Raw genomic sequence first — 18662 nt, 5'->3', positions numbered from 1 at the left:
CAAGTACGCAGGGGATAACAAAGAAAGGAAGGTGACGAAGAGATGTCTATTTTACAAATTGGCGCAGGTGGCGTTGGTTGGGTTGTTGCACATAAAGCGGCTCAAAACAATGTTGTACTGGGTGATATTACGTTAGCGTCTCGCACTATTGCGAAATGTGAAAAAATCATCGAGTCGATCAAAGGTAAAAATAACCTTAAAGATCCATCAAAGAAATTAGAAGCACGATTTGTAGATGCTGACGATGTTGCCTCTCTTGTGGCATTGATTAACGAAGTCAAACCAGACTTAGTCATTAATGCCGGTCCTCCATGGGTGAACGTGACCATTATGGAAGCGTGTTACCAAGCGAAAGTGTCTTATCTTGACACATCGGTTGCTGTCGATTTATGCAGTGAAGGCCAACAAGTACCGGAAGCGTACGATCCACAATGGGCATTCCGTGAAAAATTTGCTGAAGCGGGCATCACCGGCATCTTGGGTGCAGGTTTTGATCCGGGTGTGGTTAGCGTATTTGCTGCTTATGCCGTGAAGCACTTATTCGATGAAATCGATACCATTGATGTGATGGATGTGAATGCCGGTGACCACGGTAAGAAGTTTGCGACTAACTTCGACCCAGAAACCAACATGCTTGAAATCCAAGGCGATTCTTTCTACTGGGAAGACGGCAGCTGGAAACAAGTACCTTGTCATACGCGTATGCTTGAGTTTGATTTCCCGAATTGTGGCAGCCACAAAGTTTACTCAATGGCGCACGATGAAGTGCGTTCAATGCAAGAGTTCATCCCAGCTAAACGCATCGAATTCTGGATGGGCTTTGGCGACCGTTACCTAAACTACTTCAACTGCATGAAAGATATCGGCCTACTAAGCCCTGATCCAATCACGCTGCAAGACGGCACTGTGGTTGAGCCTTTGAAAGTATTGAAAGCATTGCTGCCGGATCCAACCTCTCTTGCTCCGGGCTACACAGGTAAAACGTGTATCGGTACTTGGGTGCAGGGTAAAAAAGGCGGCGAGCAACGTAGCGTATTTATCTACAACAACGCTGATCACGAAGTGGCTTACCACGATGTTGAACACCAAGCGATTGCTTACACCACAGGCGTTCCTGCAATCACCGCAGCGCTTCAGTACTTCAAAGGTAACTGGAACGAAGCAGGCGTGTTTAACATGGAGCAGCTTGACCCAGACGGCTTCCTAGAAACCATGCCAAGCATCGGTCTAGACTGGCACGTTCAAGAGCTAGAGCCAGGCCAACCGAAGATTAATATTTTAAAGTAAAGCCGTCGCTCGTTACTCGAAGCTCGTTTTTCGAGTAGCTAGCTGGACAGCAGCCATGACAGTTTGCATGTTGTGGCTGCTTTATCTTTTCCGAGAAGCGAAGCGTCCAAGTAACGAGAAACGCAGTGCTCGAGAACCGTTATGAATAATATGCCAAACCTACAAACTCCTTATTTCATGATTGATGAATCAAAATTGATCCGCAATCTTGAAATCGCAAAGCAGCTTAAAGAATTGAGCGGCGTAAAATTAGTCTTAGCGCTGAAGTGTTTTTCAACTTGGGGCGTGTTTGACATTATTAAGCCTTACTTAGATGGCACCACCAGCAGTGGCCCGTATGAAGTGAAGCTAGGCCATGAAACATTTGGTGGTGAGACGCACGCATACAGCGTTGGTTACAGCGAAGATGACGTAAAAGAAGTAGCGGATATCTGCGATAAGATGATCTTTAACTCGCTTAGTCAGCTAAAAGCCTACCGTCATTTGGTGGAAGGCAAAGCCTCGATTGGTGTTCGTTTGAATCCCGGTGTGAGCCGTGCAGGGCAAGACTTAGCCGATCCAGCGCGTCAATTTTCTCGTTTAGGTGTACAAGAAGGCCAGCTGTCTGCTGAAGTTTTTGATGATCTTGACGGCGTGATGTTCCACATGAACTGCGAAAACAAATCGGCGGATGATTTTATCTCTTTGCTTTATAGCATTTCTGAGCGATTTGGCGCGTACCTAGATAAACTCGACTGGGTAAGTCTAGGCGGCGGCGTATTCTTTACTTGGCCGGGTTATGAAGTTGAGAAGCTTGCTCAAGCATTAAAACACTTTAGTGAAAAACATGGCGTGCAGCTTTATCTAGAGCCGGGCGAAGCGATCATCACTAAAACTACAGACCTTGTTGTGACAGTCGTGGATATTGTTGAAAACGGCATGAAAACCGCGATTGTCGATTCTGCGACCGAAGCGCACCGTTTAGATACACTAATCTATAACGAGCCTGCTTCGATTGGTGAAGCAAGCGAGAATGGTGAACATGAATACGTGATCGGTTCTTGCTCGTGTCTAGCGGGTGATCAGTTCTGCGTGACTAAGTTTGATCAGCCGTTAGAAATTGGTCAACGCCTGCATATTTTAGATAGCGCAGGTTACACCATGGTGAAATTAAACTGGTTTAACGGCCTGAAAATGCCAACGGTTTATTGCCAACGTTCAAACGGTGATATTCAAAAGCTGAATGAATTTGATTACCAAGATTTCAAACGTTCGTTGTCTCAGTGGTCTGTAAAGTAAGCGATAACCGATAATCAAATACCGGATGCCGTTAGTGAAAAACTAGCGGCATTTTTTTATTCAAGTTATGGTTAGTTAATCCATTTCAAAGGCAAGGAAGATAAACATGAAACTCCATTATTCTGGTGAGGTAAATGAGCATGGCCCAGAGTTTGCTCAGAAGCTAAAACGTTATCTACTCACAAGCAAACAAGACTGGCAGCACCAATTGATTCCTAATTTAGATTATATCGACCCGCGCGCACTGAATGATAATGGCATCACCATTACCGACGTCGTTTATGTTGGCGAGGGGCGCTATAGCTTGGAGTATCAATACGATTGGTTTGTGTTTAGTGGTTGTACCGATACCGATTTAACCGGAACGGATAGTAATAAAGTGGTCTTTACCTGTTCAAACACAGGGGAGCTTGAGTTTGATCTCAGCGCTTTAGGGCTTTAATTTCATCGTTTTTAATCAAAGCTCAGAGCAAAAGTACATTACACGAGCGCATAACAAGAACTGCACAACGAAAAAGAGGCCGGAACTTCCAGCCTCTGCGGTTTAGAAATCGAATGGATTTACAACGATTCTGCTTTCGCTTTGAGTTGAGAATCATCTGAAACGGGTTTGCGTGACCAGTAACCTGCGAGAATCGAACCTGAAATATTGTGCCAGAGAGAGAATAGCGTACCCGGCATTGCGGCGGCAGGGGTGAAAAACTTCATTGCAAGCGCGGTGGCTAAACCGGAATTTTGCAAACCAACTTCAAAGGCAATGGTGCGAGAAATGGTTTCATTGAAGCCCAATAGACGGCATACCCAGTAACCGGATAGCAAACCAAAGCCATTATGAAGTACCACAGCTAACGCAATGATTGGACCAATGGCGGCAAACTGTGAAGCATTCAAAGCAATCACAATCCCGATGATCATTACGATCGCAACCATAGAAACAACAGGTAGAACCGGTTCTAATTTTTTAGTGAAACCATGCGCAAATTGATTGATAACAATACCAATCGCAACTGGCAATAATACGATTTTTACTAAGCTCATCAGCATGGCAGCGGCAGGGACATCAACCGCTTGTCCTGCTAACATTTCAGATAAAAGCGGTGTCAATACTACGCCAAGTAGGGTAGAGATGGCCGTCATGGAAATGGATAAAGCGACATCGCCTTTCGCTAAGTAGCACATTACATTGGAAGAGGTACCGCCAGCAACACTGCCAACTAATACCATGCCCACGGTTAATTCTGGTGAAAAGCCTAATACAAAGCTGATCATCAGCGCGACTAAAGGCATGATGGTGAATTGTAAAATGATGCCTACAGTGATGGCGAGTTTCTGTTTGACGACATTGGCAAAATCACCTGCGGTGAGGGTTAAGCCCATGGCCATCATAATAATGACGAGCAGTGGCACAATGTAGCCTTTCAGCGGTTGAAATAAAGCGGGTTGGAAGTAGGCCACGAATGATATCAATATGGCCCACAATGGAAATAATTGGGTAATCGTCCTTAACATGTTGCACTCCTTATTATTAGGGGAGCTTTGTTACTCCCCCTTACAATTCAGAATGCCATATTGAACATTTTTGTCACGTTTGAATTGTGATTGATTTTACTTGGTGAGAATTTCAGTGAGATCTATCACGCGAGTACCACGAGTAATGGCTTCAAGTTCTGCTATCACATCTTTAATATTGGTTTCCTCTGGAATGGTAATACTAAATTGTGAAGTGAATAAATTAGCATTAATGCCTTCTTTTCCAGCTAGGAATAGCCGCTGTGTATCTATGCTCAGGATATGGGCTCTTTCTCGTTCGAGAATGTGAGTAATTTCTTGAATTAGGCCAGAGCGCTCTTGGCTATCAAATCGTAACTCGTAGACATCATCTTCAGCATGTTTGTTTTCTTGCGATTGTGCAAATTGAACTTGTAAGCCTGGCGCTTCATCAAATGCAGTTTGAATAAATTCGAGATTGGCTTCAGGGGATTGAATTTTGATCAGGCCAGCGACTTGGTCATCGAGGTAATTAATTTTACTGATGATCCAACTTCCGCCATGTTCATGGGTAACATGCGCAAGGTGCTGTAGAGTTTGAGGCGTCGCATGGCCTGAAATATTGGCAATAAATAACACTGGATTGGTCATAATTCCCTCATCAGATAAACATAAACTGTGGGTGTGGTTTTATTATAGCGGGCGATTCAAAGAATATGTTGTGACCGAGATAAAAGAATCCATTGCTCAATAGCAGGGGCTTGTGTTTCAATCATTTAAAACTGATAAGAATAAGGATGTAGGATGGTCAAGGTTTCAATGTTGAGTACTGGCGAAGAAGTGTTGCATGGCGATATTGTCGATACCAATGCTTCATGGCTATCAGAACGCTTTTTTGAGCAAGGATTTGCGCTGCATTATCGCTCAACAGTGGGTGACCAACTGGAAGAGCTCAAACAAGAAATTGTGGCTTTGAGCCTGAAAAGCGATATCGTGATTGTTAATGGTGGACTCGGGCCAACCAGTGATGATCTAAGTGCGTTGGCGGCGGCTCAGGCGCAAGGTGTCGAACTGGAGCTCAATCAAAGCTGGCTTGAAATTATGACGCAGTATTTTACTCGCGTAGGACGTCCTATGGCGGCAAGTAATGAAAAACAAGCCATGCTGCCACAAGGGGCAGAGATGATAAATAATTCTGTTGGTACGGCGTGTGGTTTCAGCATTGAATTAAATGACGCAGTGGTTTTCTTTACTCCAGGTGTTCCGTTTGAATTTAAGCGTATGATCAATGATGAGATCCTGCCAAGAATGAAGCAGCGTTTCCCTCATGTTGAACGCTTAGAATGTAATAAGATTTATACGTTTGGTTTAGGTGAATCAGGCATTGCCGATTTGCTCAAAACGGTTGATTTACCTGATGGCTTCAGCCTAGGTTACCGTTCATATATGCCATTTATCGAGGTGAAGGTATTCAGTCGCTACCAAGACGCCCACATTGCCGCTGTGATTACAGAGATTTGTGAGCGTTTGAAAGACTTTACGCTTGGCGTCAATAAAACATTAAATCAGGTGATTGGTGAACTATTGCAGCAACAGCAATGGCAGTTATCCGTTGTAGAGCAGGTGACTGGTGGGGAATTAGCCCGGTCGTTATCATTAGAACCGACAGCACAATCTCAATTCGTACAAAGCCTAGTTGATAATCAAGCTCCTGAGATCTCAGAATTATCTGATGCTCTATTACTGGGAGAAGAATACCGTCAAGATACCGGATCAGACATTATTCTCGCGAACTATAAAATGGAAGGCAGCAGTTTTGCTTTAGTGATTTTAACTGGGGAGCGATATTTTGCTCAGCAAGTAAACTTTAAACGTGATTATCAGTTAAAAGCGCAGCAAACGTTGTTGGCGACAGTGATGCTAGATATGCTTCGCCGTTTTGCTAACACAGGCGATATGTTGTCGCAAGTAGGGCATTTTGAACGTTTAGCCTATTCCCAAGGTTGATAAGCCTAAGATGGGTAATCGTAGTTAATGCGCCTAATTAATAACCACTTGCATGATATTGACATGACAAATGTGATCTAGATCTTTACTATCGTTGTTAAATTCACAAAACGAGACGTTAACATGAAATTAACAGCGTTATTTTCCTCTTTTTCAATTCTACTTGCTTCAACTTCTGCTTTCGCTGCTGATGAAACGACCTCTAAAGATGAAGGTCAATTCTCTGGCGGTGCCAAGCTGGGTTTTCTTTATTCTAATGCCTCAACGACTTCTACTTCATTGAATACAGGCGGTTGGCTCAAATATGAAAAAGCCAAATGGACGAATGATTTCACGGGCAGTAGCTACTACACCAAGACTTCTGATTCAGAAGATGATGGAACCAATAAGTACAACTTAGGTTACAAACTGTCTTACCAAGTGGCCGAAAAATATAAAGTTTTTATTGATAATGAATATGAGCACGATCAGTATGAAACTTACCGTGAAGTATACTCGGTTACTGCAGGCTTAGAGAGAGCACTTGTAGATACGGAATACACCAAAGTGAATATTGGTGGTGGTCCGGGTTATCGCCGCAGTGAACGTCAACCGGATGATGTTGATCACCCAGGGCAAGTATCTGAAGATCTTACCGCTAATGGCTTCTTAAATGCGAAAACTAAAGTGACGGATACGTTATCTGTTGGTGGTGACGCTGAAGTTGATTATGGTGAATCGAACACCAAATACACCCTTGGCGCCAATTTGAAAAACATTTTAGTTGGGGATGTGGCATTAGTGTTGGATGCGCAATACATTTACAACACAGACGTGGCTTCTGATAAAAGTAATGATGAAATCTATACCACGGTAAGTATTAGCTACGATTTTTAATTGGAATTGAGTTTTTCAACGATCAAAAATGCCGGTGGTAACGGTTCTTTAAATTAAACAGTTACCACCGGCATTGTTTTAAGTGTCAGCGATACAAGATGTTGGATCACAGCCTTGGGGTAGGCGATCAAACGTTCTGACTAAGCTCTTTTCTTCGCCGCCTGATAGCGAACTTTACTCAATACAAGATTGGATTTCGCTTTACAGATGCAAGGCAAAATCTCAGTCGGCTGAGTAAAAGCTAATGCAAAACCAACGTATTCCACCTCACCAGACGCCAATTCGCATTTACATGCGCCACAATGGCCATCACGACACATGAACTCAGGTTCCAGCCTCGCATCTTCCATTGCTTCAAGAATCGTTTGTTCTGGTTTAGCACTGATTTGAGTCAGTCCGTTGATTTGCAATATCTTCATTACAGTTCGAAATCTCCAAAATCGTCAGAGCCGACTTCGTTATCAATTTGGCCTACAAGGTAAGAGCTGATTTCCGCTTCTTGTGGTGCAACTTGTACGTTATCCGATGACAGCCATGCATTGATCCATGGAATTGGGTTGCTGGTGGCACTTGGGTAAGCCATATCTAGACCAACGGCTTGCATGCGAATATTGGTAATGTATTCAACGTATTGGCACAGAATATCTTTGTTCAAGCCGATCATTGAGCCATCTTTGAATAGGTAAGCTGCCCATTCTTTTTCTTGCTCGGCCGCTTGCTTGAAGAGATCAAAACATTCTTGTTTACATTCTTCTGCAATTTGCATGAAGCTAAAGTCATCTTGACCATTGCGTAGAATGTTCAACATGTGTTGTGTGCCAGTTAAGTGTAAGGCTTCATCACGAGCAATCAGTTTGATGATCTTAGCGTTACCTTCCATCAATTCACGTTCAGCGAAAGCAAAAGAACAGGCAAAGCTGACATAGAATCGAATGGCTTCTAGCGCGTTAACTGACATTAAGCAGAGGTAAAGTTGCTTTTTCAAATCATAGAGTTTGACATCAATTTCTTGGCCATTGATGGTGTGTTTACCTTCACCTAAGCGGTGGTAATCACTGGTCATGCTGATGAGTTTGTCGTAGTAGTGTGCAATATCGCGAGCACGTTTTACGATAAATTCATTTTCAACGATGTCATCAAACACGGCACTCGGGTCGTTCACGATATTACGGATAATATGAGTGTAAGAGCGAGAGTGAATGGTTTCAGAGAAAGACCAAGTTTCAATCCAAGTTTCAAGTTCTGGTAGAGAAACTAATGGCAGCAGTGCGACGTTAGGGCTACGACCTTGAATGGAATCGAGTAGGGTTTGGTATTTTAGATTACTGATGAAAATGTGTTTTTCATGTTCAGGTAATTTGTTGTAATCAATACGATCGCTTGATACATCCACTTCTTCTGGACGCCAGAAAAAGGACAATTGCTTTTCAATAAGCTTTTCGAAAATCTCGAACTTTTGCTGGTCATAACGAGCCACGTTCACAGATTGTCCAAAGAACATGGGTTCTTTTAATTGATCATTTCTTTTTTGATTAAAAATTGTATAAGCCATGATTACCTCGTAAATGGACGATTATCCGCGTCATCCATTATGCCGCTTAAAGAAACTAGATAAGCAGCACTGTTATTTATAAATTCTTGTTGAACAAACAAATAGCCTGCGAGTAAAGCAGGCTATGAATGAGAAAAGCAGGGTTAGATCTTACAAGCACCGCCTGCGCAATCATCTTCCTGCTCAATGACTGCTGCATCATTTTGATCGTCGCTAGCACCATCACGTGTGTTGTGGTAGTAAAGCGTTTTAACACCAAATTTGTACGCGGTAAGGAGATCTTTCAGTAACAACTTCATTGGTACTTTACCGTTGGCGTGTACACTTGGGTCATAGTTAGTGTTTGCAGAAATCGATTGATCGATGAACTTCTGCATAATACCAACAAGGTGCAAGTAGCCATCGTTTGATGGAATGCGCCATAACAGTTCGTATTGATCTTTTAGCGCCTGATATTCTGGCACGACTTGCTTTAAGATCCCATCTTTAGATGCTTTTACAGAAACAAAACCGCGAGGTGGCTCAATACCGTTTGTCGCATTCGAAATCTGAGAAGACGTCTCCGAAGGCATTAACGCGGTTAGTGTTGAGTTACGTAGACCATGAGTAGTGATCTCGGAACGTAACCCTTCCCAGTCTAAATGTAGAGGCTCGTTACAAATCGCATCCAAATCTTTCTTGTAGGAATCGATTGGCAAAATGCCTTTTGCATAAGTGGTTTCATTAAATGCTGGGCAAGCACCTTTCTCTTTTGCCAACTCAACCGATGCTTTTAGTAAATAGTACTGCATCGCTTCGAATGTACGGTGAGTTAAACCATTGGCGCTGCCATCAGAATACTTCACACCGTTCTTAGCGAGATAGTAGGCGTAGTTAATCACACCCACACCAAGAGTACGACGGTTCATGGTTGCTTTACGTGCTGCTGGAAGAGGGTAGTCCTGATAATCCAACAAGGCATCAAGTGCACGAACGACAAGATCCGATAGCTCTTCGAAATCGTCCAGAGATTTAATTTCACCTAAGTTAAATGCAGATAGAGTACAAAGTGCAATTTCACCTTCTTCATCATCGACATTGCGAAGTGGTTTAGTCGGCAGTGCTATCTCAAGACATAAGTTAGATTGACGAACCGGCGCAACCGCTGGGTCAAACGGGCTGTGCGTATTACAGTGGTCAACGTTCTGAATGTAGATACGACCAGTTGAAGCACGCTCTTGCATTAACAGTGAGAATAAATCAACCGCTTTGATGGTTTCACGTTTGATTGATTCATCCGCTTCATACTTCACATACAGTTCTTCAAATTTCGCTTGGTCTTCGAAGAAGGCATCATACAGTCCAGGAACATCGGAAGGAGAGAATAAGCTAATGTTTGCACCTTTAATAAGACGAGCATACATAAGTTTATTTAACTGCACACCGTAATCCATGTGACGCACACGGTTTTCTTCAACACCACGGTTATTCTTCAATACTAATAATGATTGAACTTCACGGTGCCAAATAGGGTAGAACACGGTTGCCGCGCCGCCACGAACACCACCTTGAGAACAGCATTTAACCGCCGTTTGGAAGTATTTGTAGAATGGGATACAGCCAGTATGGAAAGCTTCACCATTGCGAATTTCAGAGCCTAAGGCACGAATACGGCCAGCATTAATACCAATGCCTGCACGTTGAGAAACATAACGTACAATTGAGCTTGCTGTCGCGTTAATAGAATCTAGGCTATCGCCACACTCAATGAGTACACAAGAACTGAACTGACGAGTAGGAGTACGTACACCAGACATGATAGGTGTAGGCAAAGAAATTTTAAAAGTAGAAACCGCATCATAAAAACGTTTAATGTAATCTAAACGAGTTTCTTTTGGATACTTAGCAAACAGGCAAGCGGCAACTAAAATATAGAGAAACTGAGCACTTTCATAGATTTGCTTGGTAACACGGTTTTGTACGAAGTATTTACCTTCGAGCTGTTTAACCGCCGCATAAGAAAAGTTCATATCACGGTTGTGATCAATAAAGCTATCTAGAAGCGCATACTCTTCAACGGTATAGTCTTCCAGTAAATGTTTATCGTATTTGCCCATATCAACCAGTTTAGACACATGGTCGTACAGTTTTGGTGGCTCAAACTCTCCGTACGCTTTTTTACGTAGATGGAAAACAGCTAAACGCGCAGCAAGGTATTGGTAGTCAGGGCTTTGCTCTGAAATTAAATCAGCCGCGGATTTAATGATGGTTTCATGAATATCAGAAGTGGTGATGCCATCATAAAATTGAATGTGAGCTTTTAACTCTACTTGAGATACAGAAACATTTTGAAGACCTTCTGCTGCCCAAGTGATCACTCGGTGGATCTTTTCAAGATCGATCGTCTCTTTCTTCCCACTACGTTTTGTGACTGTCAATTGTTCGTTCATTCGAAATGCGTTCCCTAAACTAGATAAATTCTAAGCTGCGCGATGATTTTTTTATTTTGGCATGCTTTTTGTGGTGATCTCGTTCTACCTTGCTTTGAAGTAAAACACTATATATTGGGTTGTCCGTGTGGACTAGTTACAAGATAGTGCGAAATGGTGTGATTTTCAAGAAAGGAGTTTTGTTAGCTTGTGGATAACGTTTGGATAGAAATTTTTCTGTAAGTAGCTACTAACCTACACACTAAAGGAATACTTGCAATGGATTACACTGAGGATCTTTTATGCCGAAAATCTGCCCAGCAAAAAAAATTTTATGCTTGATCTTTGGGTAAAAATGATCCCGAAATTGAGCGTTGAATTTATGAGCGAACAAGCACATTTTTTAAAGAAAACGATTGAAAAAGCGCTCATTTTTAGTGAGCGCTTTAAACTCTAATTAAGAATTATCTTTACCTGAAAGGTAACGAATTATAATAGCAAGTAAATTGTATCCGACATTCTTATCAAAGAGTACTTTGACTAAAATGAAGATAATATAATCTAGTATGATTAGTGCTTTTCTTTTTTTCAAAATAAATACCTCTTAAATTGAGGGTATCTATACATAACTATCGGTTTACTTTCGTATCGATATTTACTAATCTTGTTTTTGTGACGTCAAGACTTCTCAAGTACCCAGTATTTGTGTGATTGTTGACTATGAGTAAAGTTTAACTCCGACAAGTTAGACGAACTCTTTAAAACCCTGCCGAAGTGCAGGGTTTTTTTATGCTAAAGATTTAACCATGAGTCATGTATATACACCATGTGGCTAATTTTTCTTGCATGAACACAAGATATTGTAAGTTAGTGTTATTTTCAAGAAAGGAGTTTTTGTTAGCTTGTGGATAACGTTTGGATAGAAATTTTTCTGTAAGTAGCTACTAACCTACATATTAAAGAAATGTTTGCAATGGATTACATTGAGGATCTTTTATGTCGAAAATCTGCCCAGCAAAAAAAATTTTGTGCTTGATCTTTAGGAAAAAATGAACCCGAAATTGAGCGTTGAATTTATGAGCTGACACGCACATTTTGACAAGAAACAGAATGAAAAAAGCGCTCACATTTTGTGAACGCTTTCAACTATAAATCCAACCAATATATCGGCTTTAATTTATCCAGTGTGAGTGGTGTGAATAATGTAATTCACGTCGACATTTTTACCCAAAGAGTAGCTATCCATAAGCGGGTTATAGTGCAAACCTGTAATGCCTTTTTCTTGTAATGGCGTGCTGTCGACCATCTTTAGTAGCTCAGAAGGGCGGATGAACTTACTGTGCTCATGAGTGCCTTTCGGTACGATTTTCATGATGTGTTCAGCGCCGACAATGGCAAACAAATACGATTTGAAATTGCGGTTAAGCGTTGAGAAGAAAACGTGACCGCCGGGCTTAACTAAACGTGCACAAGCTTGGATAATAGACAATGGATCCGGTACGTGTTCTAACATTTCCATGCAAGTAACGACATCATAACGTTGGGGGTGTTGTTCTGCATGCTCTTCGATCGTACTTTGAATGTAATCAAGTTTTACGCCAGATTCCAAAGCGTGTAGACGGGCGACCTCTAGCGGTTCTTTACCCATATCAAGACCGGTAACATTGGCACCTTCTTTTGCCATGCTTTCGGCGAGAATGCCGCCGCCACAACCTACGTCTAGTACTTCTTTACCAAATAAACCATTGGCTTTATCTAAAACATAATTCAAACGGAGTGGGTTAATTTGGTGGAGAGGTTTGAACTCCCCATTTAAATCCCACCAGCGGGAAGCCATGTCTTCGAATTTTTTAATCTCAGCTGGATCTACGTTTTGTTGAGTCGTCATACCGTTATTCTGCTGTTAATAAATGAAGCTGCTTGAGCGAATAATTTTAAGGCTTAGGGTCAACAGACCTTAGGCGTTAGGTTTGTCACTATATCAGCATAAAGCGAGATTAGGAAAGGTGAGCTAAGAGAAATTCTGCCTGTAAAATTTTGAATAGAAAGTGATTGATAAAAAGCATAAATTTGAATCTAGCTCAATTTTTCTTCAGTTAAAGCGTGAACTTGCTATCAAGTGAGTAAAAGCACCATGAAATAGCTGCCGAAATCGTGATTTCTATGTTATATTTTTAAACCTTGTGCGTATCGCTATTGGTAATCAAATACGCGATCAAAAAAATAGAGGGATAATGGCTCTATGAGCGATTTAGCTAAACAAATTACGCCAGTAAATATTGAAGATGAGCTGCGTGGCTCGTATCTTGACTATGCGATGTCTGTCATCGTTGGCCGTGCGTTACCCGATGTACGTGATGGCCTAAAACCGGTTCACCGTCGTGTTTTATTCGCGATGAATGTTCTAGGTAATGACTGGAACAAACCATATAAAAAATCTGCCCGTGTCGTCGGTGACGTAATCGGTAAATATCACCCTCATGGTGACAGTGCGGTATATGACACTATCGTACGTATGGCTCAACCATTCTCACTTCGCTATATGCTTGTTGATGGCCAAGGTAACTTTGGTTCTATCGATGGCGACTCAGCGGCGGCGATGCGTTATACCGAAGTTCGCATGTCTAAAATGGCTCATGAGCTGTTAGCCGACCTTGATAAAGAAACCGTAGATTACGTCGACAACTACGACGGTACTGAAAAAATCCCAGCGGTTCTACCAACCAAAATTCCTAACTTACTGGTAAACGGTGCGTCTGGTATCGCAGTAGGTATGGCAACCAATATTCCACCACATAACTTAGGTGAAGTATTAGATGGTTGTTTGGCTTATATCGATAACGAAGATGTAACCATTGATGAGTTGATGGAACATATTCCAGGTCCTGATTTCCCAACCGCAGCATTGATCAGTGGTCGTAAAGGCATTATCGACGCATACAAAACCGGTCGCGGTAAAGTTTACATGCGTTCTAAAGCGCATATCGATACGGATAAAAACGGTCGTGAGACTATCGTAGTTACTGAAATCCCATATCAAGTCAACAAAGCTCGCGTGATTGAAAAAATCGCAGAGCTGGTAAAAGACAAAAAAGTAGAAGGCATTAGCGCACTTCGCGATGAGTCTGATAAAGATGGTATGCGTATTGTTATCGAATGTAAGCGTGACGCAGTAGGTGAAGTGGTTCTAAACAACCTTTATTCACAAACTCAGCTTCAAACGACTTTCGGCATTAACATGGTTGCGCTTGATAATGGCCAGCCTAAGCTATTCAACCTAAAAGAAATGTTGAAATGCTTTGTCGATCACCGCCGTGAAGTGGTGACTCGTCGTACGATTTTTGAATTACGTAAAGCGCGCGATCGTGCCCATATCCTTGAAGCTTTAGCACTTGCGTTAGCCAATATTGATGAAATCATCGAATTGATCCGTAACGCACCAACACCAGCGGAAGCAAAAGCTGGCTTAGTGGCTCGTGGCTGGGATCTTGGCAATGTGGCTTCAATGCTTGAGCGTGCGGGTACAGATGCTGCTCGTCCAGACTGGTTAGAAGATGAATTTGGTATTCGTGATGGCCAATACTTCTTAACTGAGCAACAAGCACAAGCGATCCTTGAATTGCGTCTACACCGTTTAACCGGTCTAGAGCATGAGAAGATCCTAGACGAATACAAAGCTTTACTTGATGAAATCGCTGAATTGATTCACATCCTTTCAAGCACTGAGCGTTTGATGGAAGTCATTCGTGAAGAATTAGAAGCAGTTCGTGAAGGTTTTGGTGATTCACGTCGTACAGAAATTACCGCGGCTAGCCATGATATCGACATGGAAGAGCTGATCGCTCAAGAAGATGTGGTTGTGACGCTTTCTCACGAAGGTTACGTGAAGTACCAAGTGCTAAGTGATTACGAAGCGCAACGTCGTGGTGGTAAAGGTAAGAGCGCCACTAAGATGAAAGATGAAGACTTCATCGAGCGTCTATTAGTCGCGAATACTCATGACAATATTCTTTGCTTCTCTACTCGTGGTAAAGCGTACCGCTTGAAGACTTACCAATTGCCGCATGCAACTCGTACTGCACGTGGTAAGCCAATTGTGAACATTCTCCCACTGGAAGAAAATGAGCGCATCACTGCAATTTTACGTGTTGATGAGTTCTCTGAGGACAAGTTTATCTTCATGGCAACCGGTGACGGTACGGTGAAGAAAACCTCACTAGCAAGTTTCTCAAATGTTCGTGCTAACGGTTTGATTGCTGTTAACTTACGCGACGAAGATACACTGATTGGTGTTGATATCACTTCTGGTGAAGATGAAATCATGCTGTTCTCGAAAGAGGGTAAAGTGGTTCGCTTCAGTGAAGAACATGTTCGTGCAATGGGCCGTACGGCTGCGGGTGTACGTGGTATTCGTCTTGCGGATAACGACCAAGTTGTGTCGTTGATTGTGCCACAAAACGATGGTGGTGATGTTCTTACTGTGACTGAAAATGGTTATGGTAAACGTACCGTTATTACTGAGTACCCAACTAAAGGTCGCGGCACGAAAGGTGTTGTATCGATCAAGGTTTCTGAGCGTAATGGTCAGGTTGTCGGTGCAATTCAAGCGCTTGAAGCGGATGAGTTCATGATGATCACTAACGCCGGTACACTGGTACGTACTCGTGTTGCAGAAGTAAGTCAAGTTGGCCGTAACACGCAAGGTGTAACGCTAATTCGTACCTCAGAAGATGAGAAAGTGGTTGGCTTGCAGCGTATCGAAGAAATGTCTGAAGAAGAGCTAATGGAAGAAGTGGCAGATGCAGCGACTGATTCTCAAGCGAATACAGAGTCTAGCTCTGATAATTCGGACAAAGAGTCTTCTGAAAACGATGCTGAATAATCAATAATGTGATTACTTTGTAATAAGGTCGGTAGTGAAAGCTGCCGACCTTTTTTATTTGAGGTAGAATCTTGCAGCCCCTAAGCTATTTACATGACCTAAGCTAAATAGGCGTATAGATTTATGTTCAAATTTCAGTATTAACATCATCGAGATTTTTGCTTGATTAGTTAATCGATTGTTATAGTATAACAGCAAATAAATAATGTGATTTACCCCTCATTTAGTCCGATAATGATCTCAAGCATGAAGAATATAAACAGCTTAGAGTAGGCAAAAAGCTGGGTAATCGAGAATAGAGCGAGAATGATAATGGCGGAAGTTAGAGCCAGAGTAGATTTAAAAGTCGGTAAAAAAAGCGATATTGATGCAGAGATATTATCGTTTAGTGGATTAAAAACGGATAAAGAACATATCGCCATTATTTTTAAATCAGCAGATAAGTCACCACAAGTGCCACTTGTCCGTATGCATTCAGAATGCTTAACCGGTGATGTTTTTCATTCATCGCGTTGTGATTGCGGTGAACAACTTGATGAAACGATTGAAAAAATGGGGCAGCAGGGGGGCATCTTGCTCTATTTACGTCAAGAAGGGCGCGGCATTGGTTTATACAATAAGATTGATGCTTATCGCTTGCAAAGCGCAGGTATGAATACCTATGAAGCCAACAATCATTTAGGTTTTGGTGATGATTTACGAGATTTTTCAGAAGCGGCGCAAATGCTGAAAGCGCTGGGCGTTTTGAAAATTAAGCTAATTACTAATAACCCGAAAAAAATGAAAGAGCTGCAAGAGTTTGGCATCGAATTAGAAGAAGTTATCCCTACACATGTACATATTAAGACAGGAAATGAAAGCTATTTGAAAGCAAAAGCTTCTCATGGAAAACATCGACTACACTTTGATGACGACTTGTGATAAGTCAATTGATGATAGGAAATCATACGATGAACAATAATATAAAAGCGGCCTTGTTGTGCTTATTTTCTTTATGTTCGACGCCAGTATTCGCTGATACTGAATCAGACGTTTTAGAAGTCGTAGTAGATAACTTTAAAGCACTAGAAAATGAAGATATTGCAAGTTATATGGATACGATACACAACCAATCAGCGTTATACCAAACCACAGAAAATGTGTTAAAGCTGACATTTAAAGCTTATGACTTAAAGTATGATTTGAAGGATGTTGTCTTAGTTGGTGAGGATGATAAGTATGCTTATGCTAAGGTCGTGTTTGAGACACATAAAGTTCGAGGGCCTGCATTTCAAGATAATCAAATTGAATCTTTGATCGTATTCAAACAAATTAATGGCGATTGGAAGATTTGGGCTCAAGCGAATTTAGAGCTAACTAAGCTAGATGCAAAGCCTATAAAATAACAGATACCTAATCGATACCTATTGTGTGACTTCAAAGGATCTTGTTCATTTTGAAGTAATTCGAATTTAAAGCCTCTTTTTTAGAGGTTTTTTTTGTTTTGCAGGTTATGTCTCTGCCTAAGTGATGTGAAGGTGTTGTAAAAATCTTGTAAGTAAGTATTATTTTCCAAACCTCAGCGTAAGTGATAATGGTTTTCACTTCGATTCTTTATACAGGGATGAGATATGCTTAATTTTAAAACGTCTTCACTATTTATTTCTGGCCTTTTAGCAACGAGTAATATGGCATTTGCAGCAGAACCTAAAGAAGTTGTGAGTAATTATGCTGATATTGCTTATGCTGTCTTTGATGATGCATACATAACGGCTCAAAATTTACAAAAAGCCATTGATAAGTTAATTGATAATCCTTCAACTGAAACGCTAGAACAAGCTCGTAACGCTTGGCTCGCCTCTCGAGTCCCTTATCAGCAATCAGAAACTTTCCGATTCAGTAACCCTGTTGTTGATGATTGGGAAGGGCAATTAAATGCTTGGCCATTGGATGAAGGCTTGATTGATTATGTCGCAAAAGGATATCACCATGAGCTTGGGAATGAAGGCGCGCAAGCGAATATTATCGCAAATACAACGCTGCAAGTTGGCGCTGACAAAATAGATGCCACATCGATTACGCCAGAATTATTAGCGAGCTTGAACGAGCTTGCAGGTTCAGAAGCCAATGTTGCAACCGGTTATCATGCCATTGAATTTTTGCTGTGGGGACAAGATTTGCACGGCACAGAGGCTGGTGCTGGTGAGCGAGCTTATACCGATTACCTTCAAGGTGAAAACTGCACCAATGGACACTGTGACCGTCGAGCTCAGTATTTAAAAGCGGCGACGCAATTGTTAGTACAAGATTTAGCATGGATGAAAGATCAGTGGGCAGCAGAAAGTAAAGATAACTACCGCACTGAACTGCTACAACAACCCGCAGAAGAAGGGCTGCGCAAAATGCTATTTGGCATGGGGTCATTGTCGCTAGGTGAACTGGCTGGCGAACGTATGAAAGTCGCATTAGAAGCCAACTCAACCGAAGATGAGCACGACTGTTTCTCAGATAACACACACAATTCGCATTTCTATAATGAGCAAGGCATTTACAACGTGTTTAATGGTTCCTATACGCGTGTCGATGGTTCAGTCGTAAAAGGTGCCAGCTTAAAAGATTTAGTTGCAGAAAAAGATAAAGCGGCGGCTGAGGCGATTGCAAAGCAGTTTGATGCGACACGTAATCAAGTCCATACCTTGGTTGATTCTGCAGAGCAAGATAATCAACATTTTGATCAACTGATTGCCTCTAGCAACAAGAAGGGTAACCAATTAGTACAAGCATCGATTGATGCACTTGTGAAACAAACAGAAGCGATTGAAAAAACCGCAGCATTAGTGGGAATTACTAATCTAAGTCCTGATAACGCTGATCACGATTTTTAATTCTTCCTTAGTGGTTACAG

The 18662-nt window shown here is 41.8% G+C and carries 16 protein-coding genes; 10 read left to right on the top strand and 6 right to left on the bottom strand.

Annotated features, from left to right (window positions below; translation table 11 throughout):
* Positions 1 to 42 precede the first annotated feature (42 nt).
* The 3 genes from Vgang_RS06380 to Vgang_RS06370 all read left to right on the top strand — a co-directional run bounded on the left by Vgang_RS06380 (position 43) and on the right by Vgang_RS06370 (position 3007).
* On the top strand, positions 43 to 1287 hold the full coding sequence (locus Vgang_RS06380; RefSeq protein ID WP_105901966.1) for a carboxynorspermidine synthase: 1245 nt from the start codon (positions 43 to 45) through the stop codon (positions 1285 to 1287).
* A gap of 141 nt (positions 1288 to 1428) precedes the next feature.
* A complete protein-coding gene (gene nspC / locus Vgang_RS06375) occupies positions 1429 to 2565 on the top strand; it encodes a carboxynorspermidine decarboxylase (RefSeq protein WP_406708257.1) in 1137 nt (378 codons plus the stop codon).
* Between the two features lie 106 nt (positions 2566 to 2671).
* Positions 2672 to 3007, top strand: coding sequence for a hypothetical protein (locus tag Vgang_RS06370; RefSeq protein ID WP_105901968.1), 336 nt, complete (start codon positions 2672 to 2674; stop codon positions 3005 to 3007).
* A 119-nt stretch (positions 3008 to 3126) separates the two neighbouring features.
* Here Vgang_RS06370 and Vgang_RS06365 read toward each other — a convergent pair whose 3' ends face one another.
* Both Vgang_RS06365 and Vgang_RS06360 read right to left on the bottom strand, forming a co-directional pair.
* Complete coding sequence (locus tag Vgang_RS06365) at positions 3127 to 4074, bottom strand: bile acid:sodium symporter family protein (protein WP_105901969.1); 948 nt, start codon at positions 4072 to 4074, stop codon at positions 3127 to 3129.
* 96 nt (positions 4075 to 4170) lie between these two features.
* Positions 4171 to 4704, bottom strand: coding sequence for a glycine cleavage system protein R (locus Vgang_RS06360; RefSeq protein ID WP_105901970.1), 534 nt, complete (start codon positions 4702 to 4704; stop codon positions 4171 to 4173).
* Positions 4705 to 4857: 153 nt separating this feature from the next.
* Here Vgang_RS06360 and Vgang_RS06355 point away from each other — a divergent pair, with 153 nt between their 5' ends.
* Together Vgang_RS06355 and Vgang_RS06350 are read left to right on the top strand one after the other, a co-directional pair.
* A complete protein-coding gene (locus Vgang_RS06355) occupies positions 4858 to 6060 on the top strand; it encodes a CinA family nicotinamide mononucleotide deamidase-related protein (RefSeq protein ID WP_105901971.1) in 1203 nt (400 codons plus the stop codon).
* Between the two features lie 123 nt (positions 6061 to 6183).
* The gene (locus Vgang_RS06350; RefSeq protein ID WP_105901972.1) at positions 6184 to 6936 is read left to right on the top strand and encodes a DUF481 domain-containing protein; all 753 of its coding nucleotides are present in this window, start codon (positions 6184 to 6186) and stop codon (positions 6934 to 6936) included.
* 140 nt (positions 6937 to 7076) lie between these two features.
* On the opposite strand, the gene Vgang_RS06345 is transcribed toward Vgang_RS06350, so the two are convergent.
* The 3 genes from Vgang_RS06345 to nrdA all read right to left on the bottom strand — a co-directional run bounded on the left by Vgang_RS06345 (position 7077) and on the right by nrdA (position 10917).
* Positions 7077 to 7355 carry a 2Fe-2S iron-sulfur cluster-binding protein gene (locus Vgang_RS06345; protein WP_105901973.1) on the bottom strand — a complete coding sequence of 93 codons (279 nt, stop codon included), beginning with the start codon at positions 7353 to 7355 and terminating at the stop codon, positions 7077 to 7079.
* A complete protein-coding gene (gene nrdB / locus Vgang_RS06340) occupies positions 7355 to 8488 on the bottom strand; it encodes a class Ia ribonucleoside-diphosphate reductase subunit beta (protein ID WP_105901974.1) in 1134 nt (377 codons plus the stop codon). The genes Vgang_RS06345 and nrdB overlap by 1 nt, the downstream gene beginning before the upstream one ends.
* Positions 8489 to 8631: 143 nt before the next feature.
* Complete coding sequence (nrdA, locus tag Vgang_RS06335; RefSeq protein ID WP_105901975.1) at positions 8632 to 10917, bottom strand: class 1a ribonucleoside-diphosphate reductase subunit alpha; 2286 nt, start codon at positions 10915 to 10917, stop codon at positions 8632 to 8634.
* 253 nt (positions 10918 to 11170) lie between these two features.
* Between nrdA and Vgang_RS06330 the strand changes: the two genes are divergently transcribed.
* Positions 11171 to 11353 (top strand): hypothetical protein, encoded by a 183-nt coding sequence (locus Vgang_RS06330; RefSeq protein WP_105901976.1) that lies wholly within the window; start codon positions 11171 to 11173, stop codon positions 11351 to 11353.
* 720 nt (positions 11354 to 12073) lie between these two features.
* Here the strand turns inward: Vgang_RS06330 and ubiG are convergent.
* On the bottom strand, positions 12074 to 12784 hold the full coding sequence (gene ubiG / locus Vgang_RS06325) for a bifunctional 2-polyprenyl-6-hydroxyphenol methylase/3-demethylubiquinol 3-O-methyltransferase UbiG (RefSeq protein WP_105901977.1): 711 nt from the start codon (positions 12782 to 12784) through the stop codon (positions 12074 to 12076).
* Positions 12785 to 13138: 354 nt separating this feature from the next.
* Here ubiG and gyrA point away from each other — a divergent pair, with 354 nt between their 5' ends.
* The 4 genes from gyrA to Vgang_RS06305 all read left to right on the top strand — a co-directional run bounded on the left by gyrA (position 13139) and on the right by Vgang_RS06305 (position 18642).
* The gene (gene gyrA / locus Vgang_RS06320) at positions 13139 to 15778 is read left to right on the top strand and encodes a DNA topoisomerase (ATP-hydrolyzing) subunit A (protein ID WP_105901978.1); all 2640 of its coding nucleotides are present in this window, start codon (positions 13139 to 13141) and stop codon (positions 15776 to 15778) included.
* 312 nt (positions 15779 to 16090) lie between these two features.
* Positions 16091 to 16699 carry a GTP cyclohydrolase II gene (locus Vgang_RS06315; protein ID WP_105902133.1) on the top strand — a complete coding sequence of 203 codons (609 nt, stop codon included), beginning with the start codon at positions 16091 to 16093 and terminating at the stop codon, positions 16697 to 16699.
* A 29-nt stretch (positions 16700 to 16728) separates the two neighbouring features.
* A complete protein-coding gene (locus tag Vgang_RS06310; protein ID WP_105901979.1) occupies positions 16729 to 17163 on the top strand; it encodes a hypothetical protein in 435 nt (144 codons plus the stop codon).
* 225 nt (positions 17164 to 17388) lie between these two features.
* Positions 17389 to 18642: an imelysin family protein gene (locus Vgang_RS06305; protein ID WP_105901980.1), complete on the top strand. Its 1254-nt coding sequence runs from the start codon at positions 17389 to 17391 to the stop codon at positions 18640 to 18642.
* Positions 18643 to 18662 lie beyond the last annotated feature (20 nt).

Source organism: Vibrio gangliei (assembly GCF_026001925.1).
Classification (GTDB): Bacteria; Pseudomonadota; Gammaproteobacteria; order Enterobacterales; family Vibrionaceae; genus Vibrio; species Vibrio gangliei.
The sequence above is the reverse complement of the archived record's forward strand: the minus strand, read 5'-3'. Positions and strand labels throughout refer to the sequence as shown.

Coding starts and splice junctions, on each gene's coding strand:
- Vgang_RS06380 (WP_105901966.1), top strand. CDS start 43: ATGTCTATTTTACAAATTGGCGCAGGTGGCGTTGGTTGGGTTGTTGCA.
- nspC (WP_406708257.1), top strand. CDS start 1,429: ATGAATAATATGCCAAACCTACAAACTCCTTATTTCATGATTGATGAA.
- Vgang_RS06370 (WP_105901968.1), top strand. CDS start 2,672: ATGAAACTCCATTATTCTGGTGAGGTAAATGAGCATGGCCCAGAGTTT.
- Vgang_RS06365 (WP_105901969.1), bottom strand. CDS start 4,074: ATGTTAAGGACGATTACCCAATTATTTCCATTGTGGGCCATATTGATA.
- Vgang_RS06360 (WP_105901970.1), bottom strand. CDS start 4,704: ATGACCAATCCAGTGTTATTTATTGCCAATATTTCAGGCCATGCGACG.
- Vgang_RS06355 (WP_105901971.1), top strand. CDS start 4,858: ATGGTCAAGGTTTCAATGTTGAGTACTGGCGAAGAAGTGTTGCATGGC.
- Vgang_RS06350 (WP_105901972.1), top strand. CDS start 6,184: ATGAAATTAACAGCGTTATTTTCCTCTTTTTCAATTCTACTTGCTTCA.
- Vgang_RS06345 (WP_105901973.1), bottom strand. CDS start 7,355: ATGAAGATATTGCAAATCAACGGACTGACTCAAATCAGTGCTAAACCA.
- nrdB (WP_105901974.1), bottom strand. CDS start 8,488: ATGGCTTATACAATTTTTAATCAAAAAAGAAATGATCAATTAAAAGAA.
- nrdA (WP_105901975.1), bottom strand. CDS start 10,917: ATGAACGAACAATTGACAGTCACAAAACGTAGTGGGAAGAAAGAGACG.
- ubiG (WP_105901977.1), bottom strand. CDS start 12,784: ATGACGACTCAACAAAACGTAGATCCAGCTGAGATTAAAAAATTCGAA.
- gyrA (WP_105901978.1), top strand. CDS start 13,139: ATGAGCGATTTAGCTAAACAAATTACGCCAGTAAATATTGAAGATGAG.
- Vgang_RS06315 (WP_105902133.1), top strand. CDS start 16,091: ATGGCGGAAGTTAGAGCCAGAGTAGATTTAAAAGTCGGTAAAAAAAGC.
- Vgang_RS06310 (WP_105901979.1), top strand. CDS start 16,729: ATGAACAATAATATAAAAGCGGCCTTGTTGTGCTTATTTTCTTTATGT.
- Vgang_RS06305 (WP_105901980.1), top strand. CDS start 17,389: ATGCTTAATTTTAAAACGTCTTCACTATTTATTTCTGGCCTTTTAGCA.